The sequence below is a fragment of the Nonomuraea sp. NPDC049714 genome, assembly GCF_044465295.1.
In the GTDB taxonomy this organism is placed as follows: Bacteria; Actinomycetota; Actinomycetes; order Streptosporangiales; family Streptosporangiaceae; genus Nonomuraea.
Genome location: NZ_JBITLM010000002.1, coordinates 734,161 through 751,184 on the forward strand (window position 1 = coordinate 734,161; position 17,024 = coordinate 751,184).

General features: G+C 72.2%; 11 protein-coding genes. 7 read left to right on the plus strand and 4 right to left on the minus strand.

Going from position 1 to position 17,024, the window contains the following annotated elements:
* Positions 1 to 12 precede the first annotated feature (12 nt).
* Positions 13 to 1,176: a lytic transglycosylase domain-containing protein gene (locus ACIBQX_RS10320; RefSeq protein ID WP_397002745.1), complete on the minus strand. Its 1,164-nt coding sequence runs from the start codon at positions 1,174 to 1,176 to the stop codon at positions 13 to 15.
* Positions 1,177 to 1,267: 91 nt separating this feature from the next.
* Between ACIBQX_RS10320 and ACIBQX_RS10325 the strand changes: the two genes are divergently transcribed.
* The 5 genes from ACIBQX_RS10325 (at position 1,268) to sepH (ending at position 8,738) form a co-directional block, all read left to right on the plus strand.
* Positions 1,268 to 2,470, plus strand: a complete 1,203-nt coding sequence (locus tag ACIBQX_RS10325) for an MFS transporter (RefSeq protein WP_397002747.1) — start codon at positions 1,268 to 1,270, stop codon at positions 2,468 to 2,470.
* 54 nt (positions 2,471 to 2,524) lie between these two features.
* Positions 2,525 to 3,244, plus strand: coding sequence for a polysaccharide deacetylase family protein (locus tag ACIBQX_RS10330; RefSeq protein ID WP_397002749.1), 720 nt, complete (start codon positions 2,525 to 2,527; stop codon positions 3,242 to 3,244).
* 44 nt (positions 3,245 to 3,288) lie between these two features.
* Complete coding sequence (locus tag ACIBQX_RS10335) at positions 3,289 to 4,575, plus strand: D-arabinono-1,4-lactone oxidase (protein WP_397002751.1); 1,287 nt, start codon at positions 3,289 to 3,291, stop codon at positions 4,573 to 4,575.
* Between the two features lie 118 nt (positions 4,576 to 4,693).
* The gene (locus ACIBQX_RS10340) at positions 4,694 to 5,659 is read left to right on the plus strand and encodes a S8 family serine peptidase (protein WP_397002753.1); all 966 of its coding nucleotides are present in this window, start codon (positions 4,694 to 4,696) and stop codon (positions 5,657 to 5,659) included.
* Positions 5,660 to 5,819: 160 nt separating this feature from the next.
* Positions 5,820 to 8,738: a septation protein SepH gene (gene sepH / locus ACIBQX_RS10345; RefSeq protein ID WP_397002755.1), complete on the plus strand. Its 2,919-nt coding sequence runs from the start codon at positions 5,820 to 5,822 to the stop codon at positions 8,736 to 8,738.
* 549 nt (positions 8,739 to 9,287) lie between these two features.
* On the opposite strand, the gene ACIBQX_RS10350 is transcribed toward sepH, so the two are convergent.
* Positions 9,288 to 10,760: a PH domain-containing protein gene (locus ACIBQX_RS10350; RefSeq protein WP_397002757.1), complete on the minus strand. Its 1,473-nt coding sequence runs from the start codon at positions 10,758 to 10,760 to the stop codon at positions 9,288 to 9,290.
* Between the two features lie 356 nt (positions 10,761 to 11,116).
* Positions 11,117 to 11,635, minus strand: a complete 519-nt coding sequence (locus ACIBQX_RS10355; RefSeq protein ID WP_397002759.1) for a PH domain-containing protein — start codon at positions 11,633 to 11,635, stop codon at positions 11,117 to 11,119.
* 98 nt (positions 11,636 to 11,733) lie between these two features.
* Between ACIBQX_RS10355 and ACIBQX_RS10360 the strand changes: the two genes are divergently transcribed.
* Together ACIBQX_RS10360 and ACIBQX_RS10365 are read left to right on the plus strand one after the other, a co-directional pair.
* On the plus strand, positions 11,734 to 12,699 hold the full coding sequence (locus ACIBQX_RS10360) for an ATP-binding cassette domain-containing protein (protein WP_397002761.1): 966 nt from the start codon (positions 11,734 to 11,736) through the stop codon (positions 12,697 to 12,699).
* The gene (locus tag ACIBQX_RS10365; protein ID WP_397002763.1) at positions 12,696 to 13,502 is read left to right on the plus strand and encodes an ABC transporter permease; all 807 of its coding nucleotides are present in this window, start codon (positions 12,696 to 12,698) and stop codon (positions 13,500 to 13,502) included. Before ACIBQX_RS10360 ends, ACIBQX_RS10365 begins: the two co-directional genes overlap by 4 nt.
* 6 nt (positions 13,503 to 13,508) lie before the next feature.
* Here the strand turns inward: ACIBQX_RS10365 and ACIBQX_RS10370 are convergent, their stop codons facing one another.
* Positions 13,509 to 16,973 carry an AfsR/SARP family transcriptional regulator gene (locus ACIBQX_RS10370; RefSeq protein ID WP_397002765.1) on the minus strand — a complete coding sequence of 1,155 codons (3,465 nt, stop codon included), beginning with the start codon at positions 16,971 to 16,973 and terminating at the stop codon, positions 13,509 to 13,511.
* Positions 16,974 to 17,024: the final 51 nt, after the last annotated feature.

Genomic DNA, 17,024 nt, shown 5'->3' on the forward strand with positions numbered 1-17,024 from the left:
TCAGGCGCCTGATCAGGCATAGGTGCGGGCGTACGCCTCGGCGATGCCCAGCACCTTGTTGACGTAGTCCCACGAGTGGTTGTAGTGCCAGATCGCCTTGCGCAGCCTCTCGCCGCCCTGGCCGGCGCCGGTCGCGCAGAGGTAGTTGGCCGCGCCCGGCACCGCGTCGTACGGGCTCCAGATGTCGGCCTTGCCATCGCCGTCGCCGTCCACGCCGTAGGCCTTCCAGGTGGCGGGCATGAACTGCATCGGGCCGAGCGCGCCCGCGCTGGAGGGGCCGTTGTTGCGCCCGTGGCCGGTCTCCACCTGCCCGATCGCGGCCAGCACGGTCCATGACAGCCCGGGGCAGCGGGTGGCCGAGAGCTTGTAGAGGTCCAGATAGCTGCCGGGCCGCCCGGTGGTGGCGACCGGCTGCTCGCGCTGCTTCTTCTTACGCTTCCCGGCGTCCAGCAGGACCACCTGGGCGCCCTTGCCGAGCAGCTTGCGCACGCCCGCCTCGCCGATCCGCCCCTCCTTGCCGTGCAGCAGCACCGCGACGCCCTGCGCCAGCCCGAGCCTCCTGCCCTGCTCGGCGCTCACCAGGCCGTCGACCCCGGACAGGCCCAGCGGGGCCGAGGCCGCGACGCGCAGCCTGGGCCCGCCGTCCACCTGGTAGTGGGCGCCCAGCACCAGGCCGAACTCGCGCGTGGCGGCGGCGTCGGCGACGAGCTCGCCCCGGGTCAGGGCGCTCCAGACGGCGGGCTGGTCGGCGACCGGCTGCGGCGTCCAGGAGCGGAAGTCGGCGGGGTCGACGGCGAGCAGGTTGAGCCCGGTGCCCGAGATCTTGACCGCCCCCGCGTCGACCACGACGGCCTTGGTCACGTGCGTCAGCTTGGACAGCTCGAAGCGGGTCCCCTTGGGAACCGTGGCCGGCGCGACGGCGAGCACGCGGGGCGGGGTGGGTGTCACACCGGCGCCGCCCGCGCCGAAGTCCTTGACGGGAGCCGTCGTGGGGACGAGCTTGTCGAGCGCGGGGGTCTCCTGCTGGGGCGTCGTCGACCGCCGGGGCGGTGCTTCGTGCGCGGTCTCAGTCGGGTCTCCGCCCAGGACCAGGACGACGCCACCGGCCGCGAGCGTGACGGCGAGTACGGCCACGACCATGAACACAACACCACGGAAGGAGGGAAGACCGGACACCCGGCACACGTTAACCCACTCGCCGAGAAATGAGTTGCATCACGGACAGACGCCACGCAAAGGTAGGCGGGCACAGTAAGGGGAGTCAGCCATGGTCGGGCCTTACCGGGGGTTGTTCAAGGGGCCCGGCGTCAAAGCTTTCGTGCTCGCCGGATTCATCGGGCGGATGCCGATGTCCATGCTCGGCATCGGGATCGTGCTGCTGGTCGAGGGGCTCACCGGGTCGTACGCGATCGCCGGGGCCGTCGCCGCCGCCTCCAACATCTCCTTCGCCGTGGCCGCGCCCCTGTCCGGCCGCCTGGTGGATCGGTTCGGCCAGAGCCGGGTGATCATCCCCTTCGCCGCCGTCAACGCGCTCGCGCTCGTGACGCTCATGCTCAGCGCCCGCCTGGACCTGCCCCAGTGGACCCTGTACGTCTCCGGCCTCCTGGTCGGCGCCACCTCGCTCTCCCTGGGCTCGATGGTGCGGGCGCGCTGGTCCCAGCTGTACGCCGGCTCGCCGAAACTGAACACGGCCTTCGCCTTCGAGTCCGTCGCCGACGAGGTGATCTTCGTGACCGGGCCCGCCCTGGTCACGGTGCTGGCCACCACGATCAACCCGTACGCGGGCCTGATCGTGGCGCTGGCGTGCATGTTCAGCGGGTCCATCGCGCTGGCGCTGCAGCGGCGCACCCAGCCCGTCGTCCAGCCGGTCCGGGCGGCCGGCGGCACGCCCATCCTCATCCCCGGGATCGCCCTGCTGTCCTGTGTCTATCTGGGGCTGGGCGCGGTCTTCGGCTCGGTGGACCTGATCACCGTCGCGTACGCCGAGGACCACGGGGTGAAATGGGCCGCCGGGTTCCTGCTGGCCGCCTTCGCGGGCGGCTCGATGGTGTCGGGGCTGTGGTTCGGCTCGCGGAGGTGGCGCATGTCACTGCGCGGCCGGTTCGTGCGGGCGCTGGGCGTCTTCGTGGTCGGGCTGCTGCCGATCATGTTCATCGGCGACGTGCGGATCATGGCGGCGGGGCTCTTCGTGGCCGGGCTGGCCATCTCGCCGACGCTCATCACCGGCTTCTCGCTGACCGAGCGGCTGGTGCCGTCGTCGCTGCTCACCGAGGGCATGGCGTGGATCTCCACCTCGATCGGGCTGGGCGTGGCGATGGGCGCGTGGGCGGGCGGCAGGCTCACCGAGGCGTTCGGCGCCTCCAACGCCTACGGCTTCTCCCTCGCCTGCGCGGTCGTCGCGGGAATCGTGGGATTGGCAGGTTCGGGTTTGCTGAGACTTCCCGAAGCGCCTTCACCGGCCGAGAGCTGATCCGCTACCGTCGAGACATCCCTCGCATCACCCTTCACACTGGAAGCTTTATTTATGTCCCGACAATTCAGTTCACTTCTGGCCATTGCCGCAGTTGCCGTCACCCTCACCCCGGCACCCGCGCTCGCCCAGTCCACCGCCAAGGAGGTCGACTGCACGCAGGTGAAATGCGTCGCGCTGACCTTCGACGACGGCCCTGGCAAGTACGCGGGGACACTGCTCGACACCCTCAAGAAGTACGACGCGAAGGCGACGTTCTTCCTGGAGGGGCAGTACGTGAAAAGCCGGCCTTCCTATGTCAAGCGCATGGTGAAGGAAGGGCACGAGATCGGCAATCACAGCTACAAACACCCCGACTTCACCAAGATGACCGCCACGGCCATCAGGTCCGAGATTCAGAAGACCAACGACGAGATCAAGAAGGCCGCGGGCGTCGAGCCCAAGCTGCTGCGCCCCCCGTACGGTCTGTCAGGCGTGCTGACCTCGGAGGTCGCGGCCGAGTACGACATGCCGATCATCCTGTGGACCGGCGGTTCCCGTGACTGGGAGTCCAAGAACGAGGAGGCGATCAAGAAGCAGACGCTCACGGTCGCCAAGGGCAACAGCATCGTGCTCATGCACGACTGGGTGAAGCAGACGGTGGACGCGATGCCGTCGATCATCAAGACGCTGCAGAAGAACGGCTACCACCTCGTCAAGGTCACCGACATCATCAAGCACGAGAACCTCAAGCCCGGCGACACCTTCCCCCTTCCCGAAGGCTGGGATAAATGAGTAGCGTTCACGTTTAACACGTAGCTCTAGGCAGGGACGCGCTCATGGTCTTCACCAATTGGGCAGGCAACCAGACCGGCGTCCCCGCCGAGGTACGCACCCCGGCCTCCACCGAGGAGGTCGTCGACGCCGTGCGGGCCGCCGCCGCGAGCGGGCGGCGGCTGCGCATGGCCGGCACGGGCCACTCCTTCACCGGAGTGGCCCTCACCGACGGGATCCTGCTGCTCCCCGGCGGCCTCACCGGCGTCAGGTCCTGGCACGACGACCGCGTCACCGTCCTGGCCGGCACCCCGCTCAAGGCGCTGAACGAGCTGCTCGACGAGCGCGGCCTGGCCCTGGCCAACATGGGCGACATCACCGAGCAGACCGTCGCCGGCGCCATCCAGACCGGCACCCACGGCACCGGCCGCGACACCGGCGGCCTGGCCGACCAGGTGACCGAGCTGGAGCTGGTGCTCGCCGACGGCCGCGTGGTGACGGCCGGACCGGGCAGCGTCCAACAGGACCTGTTCGACGCCGCCCGGGTGGGCCTCGGCGCGCTCGGCGTGCTGACGGCGGTGACGTTCCGGGTGGAGCCCGCGTTCCTGCTGCACAACCGGCGGCGGCGGATGACGCTGAGCGCCATCCTCGGCGCACTCGACGCCACGACCTCGGGCAACGATCACCTGGACTTCTTCTGGCTGCCGCACACCGACGCCTGCCTGGTCAAGACCAACAACCGGCACCCCGGCCCGGCCCGGCCGCCCAGCGCCTTCAAGCACTGGCTGGACAACGTGTTCCTGGAGAACACCCTCTTCGGCGCCACCTGCGCCACCGGCGCCCGCTTCCCCGCGCTGATCCCCCGGATCAACGCCGCCAGCGCCGCCGCGCTGGGCGACTCCGAGTCCGTCGACACCTCGTACAAGATCTTCACCGCGCGGCGCGACGTGCGCTTCCTGGAGATGGAGTACGCCATCCCGCGCGAGCGGCTGGGACAGGCGCTGCGCGAGACGCGCGACCTGATCGACCGGATGGACTGGAAGATCACCTTTCCGGTGGAGGTGCGGGTCACGCCCGCCAGCGACGCGTGGCTGTCCACCGCGTACGGCAGACCGACGGCCTACCTCGCCTGCCACATCTACCGGCCCACACCCCACCCCGCCTACTTCGAGGGGGTCGAGGAGATCATGACCCGGCTGGGAGGACGGCCTCACTGGGGCAAACTGCACACCAAGGACGCCGCCTACCTGCGGGGCGTCTATCCCCGCTTCGCCGACTTCGTCGCCCTGCGCGACCGTCTCGACCCCGGCCGCCTGTTCGGCAACGCCTACCTGGAGACGGTTCTCGGCTGACTCTCGTTCCCGCCGGATGACCTTCCGTTCCCGCCGAAGGTAAAAAGCGTTCCCTGAATGGGCGCGAGCGCGTGTCCCGCCGCTCCCGCGCGCCGCGTGCGGGGCACCCTCGACGCTCGTGCCCCGACGATTCGGCCTGCCCTCCGTATACCTCGCGGCGGCCGTGGTCACAGCCGCGGCGACGGCCGTGACCACCGCTGTGCCCCTCGCCATGACGCCCGCTTCCGGACTGGCCGGCCACCCCTCCGCGACCGAGCCCACCCGCCCCTACATCGTCACGGCGCGTGACCGGGCCGCCGCCCGCGATCTCGTCGGCGAGGTGCGCTGGCGAGTGCGGCGTTACTACACCGCCGCGCTGCCCGGCTTCGCCACCTGGCTGAGCGCCGCCGAGGAGGCGGAGCTGCGCGCCGACCCACGCGTGCAAGCGCTGGAGCCCGACCGCGAGATCCACCCGATGACCGGCCGCGCGCCCGCCTCCGTCCAGGCCGAGGGCGGCAAGGGCGTCACCGTCTACGTCGTGGACAGCGGCCTGGACCTCGACCGGAGCGAGTTCGGCGACCGCGCCTGGCGGGCCTTCGACGCCACCGGCGGCACCGGCCAGGACTGCTCTGGACACGGCACCCAGGTGGCCCGCGCCGTCGCCGGCCGCTCGCATGGCGTGGCGCCGCAGGCCAGGATCGCCTCGGTGCGCGTGCTCGGCTGCCGCGGCTCCGGCACCCTCTCGGACCTGCTGGCCGGCCTCGACTGGGTGCACCGGCACGCGCGCGGCCCGGCCGTGACCAACCTCTCGCTCAACGGGGCCGACTCCCCCGCGCTGAACGCCGCCACCCACATGCTCGTGCGCTCCGGCGTCTTCGTCACCGCGGCCGCGGACTCCGGCGCCTGCCGCACCACTCCCGGCGGGCAGGCGTACTCAGCGGCCTCCCCGCAACTCGCCGGCGCCGCCGCCCGCCAGTTGGAGCTCCAGCCAAACACGAATCCCACCGCTCTGGCGTCTTCGCTCAACTGCACAACGGCACGCGGCGATATTCGCCAGAATCCGTCGAGGACGTCTAACCTCCTCCTGCGCGGCGGCGGGCTCTGAAAGGATGGATTCCTCAAATGTGACCGGCGTCACAACGCCCCGAGGCTATCCCACGAAGGCGATGTTCGGACATGCCGGGTACGGTGCTGGCAGGCAACCGGCACACGCGAGAGACTCAAGGGTCCGGGGGAAGAATGAGCACGCTGACGAAGGGACTCGCATGCAGGAGCTCCGACTCGTCGCGGTGAGTGAGGACGGCACCTATCTCGTGCTGGCTACTGCCGGGCGAGGCACGCGCTTCACACTTCCCGTGGACGACCGGCTCCGTGCTGCCGTCCGCGGCAACTTCTCCCGTCTCGGCCAGTACGAGATCGAAGTGGAGAGTCCGTTGCGCCCCAAGGAGATCCAGGCCCGCATCCGTGCCGGCGAAACCGCGGAGGAGATCGCCGCGACCGCCGGCATCCCGGTCGAGCGAGTCCGCTGGTTCGAGGGGCCCGTGCTCCAGGAGCGCGAGTACGTCGCGCAGCAGGCGCAGCGCGCCGCCGTCCGGATGCCCGGCGAGTCCTCCTCCGGTCCCGTCCTCGGCGACCTCGTCGCCGAGCGGCTCAACCGGCGCGGCGTGCCCACCGACGAGATCGACTGGGACTCCGCCAAGCGCGACGACGGCCTGTGGCGGGTCAAGCTCGGCTACGTCTGGAACGGTCACACCAGGCACGCCGAATGGCTCTTCGACCCGCGCCGGCGCCACGTGAGCCCGAACGACGACGAGGCGATGCGGCTGTCGTCGGCCGACTTCGACCCCGACCCCGTGGTCGAGGACACCACCGTCACCCCGTTCACCCCGCGCGTGGCCAAGCTCCAGCCGGTCCCGCCGCTCGCCGCCGACCCGCTGCCGTTCCCGTCCGTCGTCCGGCAGCAGGATCACGAGGAGCCCGCCGTCGGCTATGAGCCGCAGGCCAGGCCGCCCTCGTACGACGTGCCGCCGCCCACCCCCGCCAGGGAGGCCCCCTACGACCGGGCGCCGGCCCGCGAGACCGACCCGGCGCCGCCCCACGACGGCTCGGCGGGCCGCGCACCCGACACCCACCGGACAGAGCCCCCTGTCAGGGAGACCGGCCACACCCGTCCCGGCGAGACCACCTCTCGCCGTGGCGGGTCTTCGCCATGGCTGCCCGACTTCGGGCAGTCGCGGGACCGCGAGTCCATCTACGCCCCCCGCACCACCACACCCGCGCCCGGCTCCCCGACCCACCCGGACCAGTCCGGCGGCTCCACGCCCCAGAGCCCCGCACCCACCGGCACCGCCCCGGGCTCCACCTCTCCGGGCACCGCCTCCCCTGGCACCACACCGCTGCGCGCCTCCACGAGCGCGCCGCCCACCACACGGCAGGACGACCGCACGCCGGACGCCGAGGCCCGCCCCGCCACACGCCACGACGACCGCACGCCGGACATCGGAGCCGGCCCGGCTGCGCGCCACGACGAACGGCCTTTCGCCGCTGACGCGGGCGCGGCGGTGTCTTCCGCCGAGGTCTCGCGCGCCTTCGAGCCCGAAGTGGTGCAGCCCCCCAGGGCCGCTCCCACACCCGAGGCCCCCTCCTCATCGCCCGAGCCCATACCTGCGCAATCGTCCGCCTCAGCGGTCTTCACCCCAGAAAGCACCACGACACCGCCCCCCACGGCGGAGGCCGCCCACACCGAAGGGCCGCCGCCCACCGTCGAGCCCTCCGCGCCCACGGATCTCGCCACGGAGAACGAGCCCGCCACAGGCGCCACAGCGACCACGAACACGGCACCTCCTGCCGAGGCCGCGCCCGCAAAGGCGACGCCGGCAGCAGAGAGCCTCGCTGCGGGAACGCCTGTTGCAGAGCAGCCCGTGGCGGAGCCGTACGTCGCAGAAGCACCCGTGGCAGAAGCACCCGTCGCAGAAGCACCCCTCGCGGAGGCGCCCGTCGCGGAGACGCTGACGCCGTCGCATCCCGCCGCCGATTCTCCTGCGCAGCACCAGCAGGCCACCGAGACCACCTCGCAGGCGCACGGGGCCATCGATTCCGCCGACAGCGCCGCCGTACAGGCAGCTGACGCGTCCGCCGCCGCCGACGCACGCCCCTCTCAGGTATCCGCCGGCCAGGAGGCGACGCCAGCGCCGAGTCCCACCAGGGACGCGGAAACGTCTCCCACCGAGGGGCAGAGCCAAGCCGCAGAGACGAAGGACGACGCCTCACAGGCACAAGAGGCACCCGCGGCGACTTCCGACACGTCGACGGTGACCGCCTCCGACCAGGCGACGACGGCCACTGCCGAGGAGACGGCATCGGCCTCGGCAGAGACCCCGACGCCCGCCGTACCGGAGAAGGACACCGCGCCCGCCGCGCGCCAGGAGGACGCGGCGGCACCGGCCGTCGACAAGCACGCCGCGGCCGCCGTACCCCAAATGGACGCGTCACCAGCACCTCAGCAGGACGCAGGTGCCACCGCACCCCAGAAGGACGCAGCACCCACGCCGCCACAGCGGGAGGCTGTTGCCTCCGCACCCGCGGAGAGCGCAGCACCCGCCTCGCCTCGCCAGGACGCCGCGCCCGCCGCATTCCACGAGAACGCGACGTCCACCTCTCCTCAGCGGGAGGCGGCATCCGCCGCACCCCAGAACGCCACGCCCACCGACGAACCGCAGCAAGAGGCCGCGCCTGACAAGGAGGCGACCCCCGCCGCCGCGAAGCAGGCGGCCCCCGCAGCGCCCACGCAGAACGTCAAGCCGGCCGCCGCCAGTAAGGACGCGGCACCCGACGTCAAAGCACAGCCCGACGTCAAGGCGGAGCCTGAGGTCAGGGCAGAGCCCGAGGTCAGGGCGGAGCCTGCGGCGAAGGTCAAGCCTGGGGGCAAGGGCGCTGAAGGCAAGGGTGCTGAGGGCAACGGGGCCGGAGGCAAGGGTGCTGGGGGCAAGCCGGTGCCCGCCGCGCGGCCGAGCAAGGAGGACGAGGCGAAGGAGGAGCCCGCCGCCAAGGAGGAGCCTCCCGTGCCGGTCCCCTCTCCGCCCCCTGCACCGGCAGCACGCCAGCCGCGCAAGGGCTCCCGGGGCCGTCGCGCGTCGGTGCCCACCTGGGACGAGATCATGTTCGGCGCCCGCCGCCAGGACTGACCCAGCCCAGCGCCACCCACACCGGCCTCAGCACCGGGCCCGCACGAGACCGACGCAAGACCGACCCGGCCGGACCGCCCGGGACCGCTCCAAACCGGGCCTCAACGCCAGAACCGAGCCGGCCGGACGGGCCGGGACCGCTCCAAACCGGGCCTCGACACCAGGACCGAGGCGGCCGCAAGCCCGGCACCGCCACCACCGGGCTCAGCCCTGCCCAGGACCTCGCCCCCCCGGATACCGACACAGGACCGAGCCAAGCCGGGAGCCCGACCCACGACCGCCCACCAGGCTCAAGATCCCTTAGAGCTGGGCCCGAGACCACTCACGACCAGGCCACGACCCACCGCCCCACCAGGTTCAAGACCTCCTGGAGCCGGCCGGCCAAGACCCGGTCAGAACCAAGCCGAGCCGGCAACCCAACGTACGCCCGTCCCCGGGCCCCAAGACCCACCCACCGCCTTGCTCACCCAGGACGCGCCGGGGATCGTGCCGATCAGAAATCGGGTCGGGCTCAGGGGCCTGACCCAAGGGGGTGAAGCCGCTCGGTGGTCACCCCTTCAGAAAGGGTGCCAGCCATTCCGGGGTCACCTCGGCGGGGAAGGCCGTGGCCTGGGATTCGGAGACGTCGATGGCCGAGTAGCCGCCCTTGCCGGCGCCGACTCCCGTGATCATGGTGAGGACTCCGGCGCGTCGCTGGAACCAGGTCTGGCGCAGGCGCCAGCCCACCACGGCGCGCCGCTCCACCACCGCCTGCGCGCGCCGTAGCGAGCCGGAGCGCACCGTCAGGCGGACGCCGTCGTAGCCGTGGCCGAGCGAGTGGTAGCGGTCGATGCCCAGGGGGATGCCGAGGGCCGCCAGGAGCAGGCTGAGCACCAGCAGGACCCACCACAGCGGCGACCCGGTGGCCCAGATCAGCGCGGCGGCGACGGCCGTGAGGACGAGCCACGGGGCGATGGCCCGGAACAGGCGGCGGTTGCGGGCGATGGGCGGGTGGGGGCGCAACTCGGCCTCGTAGGGGCCGATGGCGTCGCCGGTGACCTTGAGGACCACGGGCCGGGGCACGACCGGCAGGAGTTGCCCGCGGGTCTCCGAGTCGCCGAGGCCGGTCACGATGGCCCAGGCCCGGGCGACCCCGGCCCAGCGTTCGGCCAGGCCTTCGACGATCTCGTAGCCGCGCACCCGCCTGGACTCCAGCGACACGCTGCGTCTGTTGATGAGGCCGCGCTCGGCGACGAGGTAGCCGTCGCGTCGGTTGAGCTTGAAGTTCCAGTTGAACACCGCGTACATCACGCCGCCCACGAACGGCATCGCCACCACGAGCAGCACCGCGGCGGCCACCAGCAGGGACGGCCGCTCCCAGAGCCACTCGCCGACCGTCCAGGCGGCGTTCCTGCCGAGACCGAACTCGTCGCCCCACTGGAACGCCAGACCGATGGCGCCGCCCGCGAGCGCGAACGGGGTGAGCAGGTACGCGCCCGAAAGCGGGCCGTACAGGAGCCACTTGCGCGGCACGGCGACGATGACGTCCGCGCCGGCCGCCTCACCGGGCGGCGGCGCGGCCTCGATGACGTCCTGGACCTCGGCCCCGGCGGCGCGGGCGCGGCGCAGCAGGATGGGTCTGAGCCGTTCGGCCTCCTCCAGGGTGACGCCGTCGAGGGTGGCCTCGCCGTCGCCGCCGCTCGCGCCCGTGTCGATCTTGAGTACGGCCAGGCCGAGCAGCCGGTGCATGGGCGGGGTGGACACGTCGACCCCGCGTACCCGTTCCAGAGGGATCGTGCGGACGGAACGGCTGATCAGCGAACGTTTGATCTCCAGCCGGTCGCCGGCGAAGTCGTAGGTGAAGGTGAGCCACCTGATCACCGCGAAGACCACGGTGCCGACCAGGCCCAGCGCGGCCCACAGGTAGGACCTGCCGGAGAAGCCGCCGACGACGAGCACCCCGACCAGCGGCAGCAGCAGCGAGGGCAGCATCCGTACCGGGTCGATGAGCAGCACCTTGGGACTCAACCGCCGCGACGTCACAGCCGCAGGCACCGTACCGAGCTCCGGCGGCCCGCCCGACGGCGGCGGCGAGCCCTCGACCGAGGGCGACCCGTCAGCCGGGGAGGCCCCCTCGACCGAGGCTGAACCGCTGGACCTGGGCGGGCCTCCAGCCGGGGGTGAGCCGTCTGACGGATCCGGGTCCTCAGCCCGGGGCGGGCCTTCAGACGCAGCCGGGCGATCGTACGAGGAGGACATGCCCACGGACGGAGGTGGACCGTCGGACGGGGACGGGCCCTCGGACGGGGACGGACCGTCGGACGGAAGTGGACCCCCGGACGGAGGTGGACCATCGGACGGGGGCGGGCCGTCGGGCTGGGAGGGCTGGGTGGGGCCGGTCACGTCGCGTCGTCCCTGAGCTGCTCGGCGCGGTGGGCGAGGTCTTCGGCCAGGCCCGCGGCCACGAGGTAGTCGAGGCCCTTGATCGTGGAGGAGCCGGCGTGCGAGGCGGTGCGGATCTCGAGCGTCGCCAGCCCGAGCAGCCGCTCCAGCCAGCCCTGCTCCTTGTCCACCGTCTGGATGCGGCTGACGGGCACGAACACCCATTCCCTGGTCAGGAACCCCTGACGGGCGTAGACGACGTCGCCGGACAGCTCCCACCGGTGCACCCTGTAGCGCACGAACGGCTCAGCCACCAGGAACGGCGTCGTCAGCACCCCCACGGCGACCGGCAGCGCCCAGGGCCGGGCGGCGAACCACTCCGGCACCCACGACCACCCGCTCCCGCCCACCCAGCCACCGACCAGGATCGATCCGCCGATGAGGAGCACGAAACCGATCAACGCCTCGATCAGCCAGAGCCCGCGGGCCTTGGGTGAGACGCGGTTCGCCGGATCGCGTAGGGGGCCTGATGACATCACAGCACCAGCTTATGGCTCGCGGCATATCAGCGATCTGTCAGCGGCGGGCCGATTCGTATCCGGAAACTGTCAGTGGCGTAAGCCACAGTTGGGTCATGCGATATGCGATAGAGGCCGAAGGCCTGGTGAAACGCTATGGCGAGACCAAGGCGCTGGACGGCGTCGATCTCGTCGTGCCCCCTGGCAGGCTGCTCGGCGTGCTCGGCCCCAATGGCGCGGGCAAGACCACCGCGGTGCGCATCCTGGCGACGCTGCTGGTGCCCGACTCCGGGCGGGCCTCGGTGCTGGGGTTCGACGTGGGCCGCCAGTCCCACCAGGTCAGGTCGCTGATCGGGCTGACAGGGCAGTACGCCGCGGTCGACGAGATGCTGACCGGCGTCGAAAACCTGGTGATGATCGGCCGCCTGCTGGGGCTGTCCCGCCGCGAGTCGCGCGAGCAGGCGACGGCGTTGCTGGAGCGGTTCGACCTCGCCGCCGCGGGCGGGCGGGCGGCCAAGACCTTCTCCGGCGGCATGCGCAGGCGGCTCGACCTGGCCGCCAGCCTGGTGGGCAGGCCGCAGGTGCTGTTCCTGGACGAGCCCACCACCGGGCTCGACCCGCGCAGCCGCACCGAGCTGTGGGGCGTCGTGCGCGGGCTGATGGCCGACGGCGTGACCGTGCTGCTGACCACCCAATACCTTGAGGAGGCCGACCAGCTCGCCGACGACATCGTGGTCTTCGACCACGGCAAGGTGATCGCCTCGGGCACCTCCGACGAGCTCAAGGCCACCACCGGCGGGCAGGTGCTGGAGGTGCGGCCGCTGGAGGCGCACCAGCTGGAGCTGGTCGCCAAGATCGTCGCCGACATCGTGGACGAGCGGCCCGAGACCTCCGGCGGCAAGGTCACCGTCGCCGTGCACGACCCTGCGGTGGTGCCGGCCATCGTGCGCCGCCTCGACGATCTGGGGATCGTCGCCTCGGAGCTGGCGCTGCGCAAGTCCAGCCTGGACGAGGTGTTCCTGGCCCTGACGGGCCACCGCGCCGAAGAGCCGGCGAAGGCCGAAGAGGAGATCTACTCATGACCGCGATCACCACTCCCCTGCCCGCCCTGCCCGGGAGGGTGGGCCCGGGGGCCACGGTCAGGCAGACGCTGACGCTGGCATGGCGCAGCCTGGTGCAGATCAAGCACAACCCCTGGGAGCTGCTCGACCTCTCCATCCAGCCGATCATGTTCCTGCTGCTGTTCACGTACGTGTTCGGCGGCGCCATCTCCGGCTCGACCGGCGACTACCTGCAGTTCGCGCTGCCCGGCCTGCTCGTCCAGAACGCGCTGTTCTACACCCTGTCCACGGCGATCGGGCTCAACACCGACATCACCAAGGGCGTCTTCGACCGGCTGCGCAGCCTGCCGATCGCGCGGACCGCGCCGCTGGCCGGGCGGATCATCGCCGACACGTTCAAGCAGGTGTGGGCGTTCGCGCTGCTCGTCGGGTTCGGCATGGTGCTGGGGTTCAGGATCTCCACCGGCGTGGCCGGGCTGCTCGGGGCGCTGGTCCTGCTGGTGATCGTGGCGCTGGCCATGTCGTGGATGTCGGTGCTGATCGGGCTCAAGGCGTCCAGCCCCGAGAAGGTGCAGATGATCGCCTTCTCGGTGATGATGCCGCTGACGTTCACCAGCAGCGCGCTGGTGTCGCCCGACACCTTCCCCGGCTGGCTGCGGGCCTGGTCCGACGTCAACCCGGTGACCCATCTGTCCGACGCGATCCGCGGGCTGCTGATCGGCGGCGACGTGGCCAGCCCGGCCATGATCTCGCTGCTGTGGTCGGCGGGCTTCGTCGTGGTGTTCGCCCCGCTGGCGATCAGAGTCTTCCGCAGCCGCGTCTGACCGGGGTCACATGCGCAGTGCGAGCGCGACGACTTCATCCTGGTCCATCCCCCGGCCGCGTTCGAGGTGACGGCGAAACGCCTGATCCCCGAGCGCGGCCTTCGCGTCCGCGGTGAGCCGCACGTGGTCGAAGTCCACCACAGCCGCGATGCCCTTGACCGTCTCCGCGCCGCCGAGCAGCGTCGCGGCCTCCTCCGCCCGCCGCTGCGCCAGGGCCAGCCCCGCGCAGGCGATGATGGCGATCCCCGCGAGCTGCGCGTCGCTCACCTCGGTCGCCTGTTTCAGCGCCAGCGTGAGCAGCCGCCGCGCCCCGGCGAGATCACCTTCGTGTACGGCCAGCAGCCCGAGCGAGGAGTTGACGGCCGAGATCATCTGGATCGGCACGGCGGCGCTCGCGTCCATCATGCTCAGCGCCCGCGCGTAGTGCTCGCGGGCCCGACGCAGGTCGCCGTCCTGCCTGGCGAACTCACCCCAGGCCGCCATGATCCCCGCCTCGCCGAGCTGGTCGCCGCTGTCGGCCGCCACCTGGGCGATGTCGTGCAGGAGCCGCTCGGCCTCGGCGCGGCGGCCCAGCAGATTGAGTCCGAGCGCCAATCTGGCCCGCATGTACGCGGTGTCCTCCAGCGCGCCGAGCTCGACGGCCAGCTCCAGGGCGTCCCGCATCACCGCGATGCCGAGCTCGGACTCGCCGCGCAGGAAGTGGACGTCGGACAGGGTCGCGAGCGCGGTGGCGGCACCCCACCGGTCGCCGATCCTCCGATAGCCGTCGAGCGCGGTCAGGGTCTCCCACTCGCCCTGCTCGATGCGCCCGGCGGAGTAGTGCGTCAGCCCGCGCAGGAGCATCCCGGTGGCGACCACCCACGGGTCGGGGTGCCCGGCCATCTCAGCCACCAGCGCCTCCGACTGCGGCGCGCCACCGCCGGACAGCACGAACATGGGTCCCGCCAGCGCCACCAGCGGATGCGGCGCCACCTCCGGCGAGCCCAGGTCGCGCATCTCCTCCAGCATGACCTGGGCCTCCTCCCACGACAGGAGCAGGCCGACCCCGTTCAGCACGTGAATGGCCAGGTTCGTGGCCCGCATCGGGGCGGGGCCGTCGCTCGCGACCGCGAGCGCCTCGCTCGACCGGAGCGCGCCTTCGAGCCGGTGCCCGCGTAGCCACCAGTACCAGCCGAGCGCGCTGACCAGCCGGAGCGCCAGCTCGCCGGCGCCGCTCTCGATCGCCCACCGCAACGCGGTGGACAGGTTCTCGTGCTCGGCGCTCAGCTCGGCCAGCCGGTCGATCTGCTCTCCGGTACGCAGCCTCGGCTCGGCGGCCTCGGCCAGCTCGGTGAAGTGAACGGCGTGCGCCCGCAGGACGACGTCCAGCTCGCCGGACTCGTCGAGCCGCTCGGTGGCGTAGGCCCGGATCGTCTCCAGCATCCGGTAGCGGCCGGCGTCGAAGATCACGAACGACTTGTCCACCAGCCGGGCCAGCGATCCCAGCACGTCATGGGCGGTGGCGTCGGCGGACCCGCCCTCGATCCGTTCGACGGTGGCGGCGTGGACCCGCTCGATCGCGTCGAGTGTGGCGCCGCCCGCGAACACCGCGAGCCGCCGGCCCAGCACCCGTTCCTCCTCGTCCAGCAGGTTCCAGCTCCACTCGACCACGGCGCGGAGCGTCTGGTGGCGTGCCTGGGCGGTGCGGCTGCCCGAGCTGAGCAGCCGGAACCTGCCCTCCCTCGCCCCCAGCCGGGCGGCGATCTCCCCGGCGGTCAGCGACCGCAGCCGGGCGGCGGCCAGCTCGATGGCGAGCGGCAGCCCGTCCAGGGCCCGGCAGATGGCCCCCACCGGGCCGGCGTCCTGCCGTACCTGATAGCCGGGCCGTACGGCGGCGGCCCTGTCGGCGAAGAGCCGCACGGCGGGATAGCCGACGGCGTCGTCCGGATCGACGCCGGCCGGCGGCAAGCCGAGCGGCGGCAGGGTCCAGGTGACCTCGCCGGTGATGCCGAGCGGTTCCCGGCTGGTGGCCAGGATCCGTACGCCCGGGCAGTCGGCGAGCACCTGGTCGGCGATCCGCGCCGCCTGCTCGACCACGTGCTCGCAGTTGTCCAGCACGATCAGCAGCCGCTTGCCGCGCAGCGCCCTGATCAGGCGTTCGAACGGGTCCTGCGGCAGGGAGGCCATCGGCAGGGACCGGCCGTCGCGCAGGTCGAGCGCGCTCAGCAGGCTCTGCACCAGCCCGGCCTCGTCGCTCACGGGAGCCAGCTCGGCCAGCCGCACCCCGTCGGGCATGCTCTCGGCCACGGCCTCGGCGACCTCCGTGGCCAGCCGCGTCTTGCCCGCGCCGCCGGGTCCGATCAGCGTCACCAGCCGGTGCGCGGACAGCAGGCCGGCGGTGTGGTCGAGGTCGTCCTCCCGGCCGACGAAGCTGGTCAGCCGCGCCCGCAGATTCCCCCGCCGCCCACCCGCCGGAGGCACCCCCTCAGACCCTCGACCCTCGCGCCCCCAGCCCTCCGCCCCACCGTCCGGCTCCCGACCTCCACGTCCGCCGACCTCCGGCTCACCGTTCGGTGTCCGCCCTTCGCGTGCGCTGGTCTGGGGCAGGCCGTCCGGTGTCCGGCCTTCGCGCGCGCCGCCGGGCGCGCTGCTTCTGCGCGTGCCCGGCGTGGGCCGGCCGCTGCCATATTCGGCCGTGGGCTGGTCGCTGCCGCCATCGGTCATGGGCGGGGCGCCGCCGTTGTCGGTCGTGGGCGGGGCGCCGCGGAGCATGGTCAGGTGCAGCTCCGCCAGGGCCGGCGAGGGGTCGGCGCCGAGTTCGTCGCGGAAGGTGCGGCGTGCCGTCTCGTACGCGGCCAGGGCCTCCACCCGTCGGCCCGCGCCGTACAGGGCTCTCATCCGCTGGCCGTGCAGGCGCTCGCGCAGCGGGTGGGCGGCCAGCAGGCCGGACAGCTCGTCGATGAGGCCGGCGGGCCGGCCGAGCCGCAGCTCGGCCTCGATGCGGTCCTCGGCGACCGACAGCCGCCTGCTCTCCAGGCGGGCGATGTCGGCGGCGATCACTTCGCCCGCCAGGCCCGCCAGCACCGGACCGCGCCACAACGCCAGCGCCTCCCGCAGGGTGGCGGCCGCCGTGGAGGCGTCACCGGCCGCCAGCGCCTCCTGGCCCGCACGGGCGAGAAGCGTGAATCTGCGTACGTCGACCTGGTCAGGTCCGGCCGCCAGCCGGTATCCGGCGGGTTCGGCGACGACGAGGCCGGGCGCATGTTTTTTTCCCAGTGCGGAGCGCAGTCGTGAGATCAGCGCCTGCAGCGCGTTGCCGACGCCCGACGGCACCTGGTCGTCCCAAATTCCGGCGATCAGCCGCTCGACGGGAACGATCCGGCCCGCGTCGAGAACGAGCAGGCCAAGCAAGGTCCGCAGCCGCTGCCCCGCGATCTCCACGACCTCGCCGTCTCGGCGGACCTCGAGCGGGCCGAGGACGGCGAAGGTCATGCTTGGGTCCAAGCTCACCCGCTCCATGCCTCGATTCTGACGGATTTCGCG

Excerpts from the sequence above, each read along its gene's own strand:
- ACIBQX_RS10365 (WP_397002763.1), top strand. The coding sequence starts at position 12,696 with ATGACCGCGATCACCACTCCCCTGCCCGCCCTGCCCGGGAGGGTGGGC.
- ACIBQX_RS10360 (WP_397002761.1), top strand. The coding sequence starts at position 11,734 with ATGCGATATGCGATAGAGGCCGAAGGCCTGGTGAAACGCTATGGCGAG.
- ACIBQX_RS10335 (WP_397002751.1), top strand. The coding sequence starts at position 3,289 with ATGGTCTTCACCAATTGGGCAGGCAACCAGACCGGCGTCCCCGCCGAG.
- ACIBQX_RS10370 (WP_397002765.1), bottom strand. The coding sequence starts at position 16,973 with ATGACCTTCGCCGTCCTCGGCCCGCTCGAGGTCCGCCGAGACGGCGAG.
- ACIBQX_RS10325 (WP_397002747.1), top strand. The coding sequence starts at position 1,268 with ATGGTCGGGCCTTACCGGGGGTTGTTCAAGGGGCCCGGCGTCAAAGCT.
- ACIBQX_RS10355 (WP_397002759.1), bottom strand. The coding sequence starts at position 11,635 with ATGTCATCAGGCCCCCTACGCGATCCGGCGAACCGCGTCTCACCCAAG.
- ACIBQX_RS10330 (WP_397002749.1), top strand. The coding sequence starts at position 2,525 with ATGTCCCGACAATTCAGTTCACTTCTGGCCATTGCCGCAGTTGCCGTC.
- sepH (WP_397002755.1), top strand. The coding sequence starts at position 5,820 with ATGCAGGAGCTCCGACTCGTCGCGGTGAGTGAGGACGGCACCTATCTC.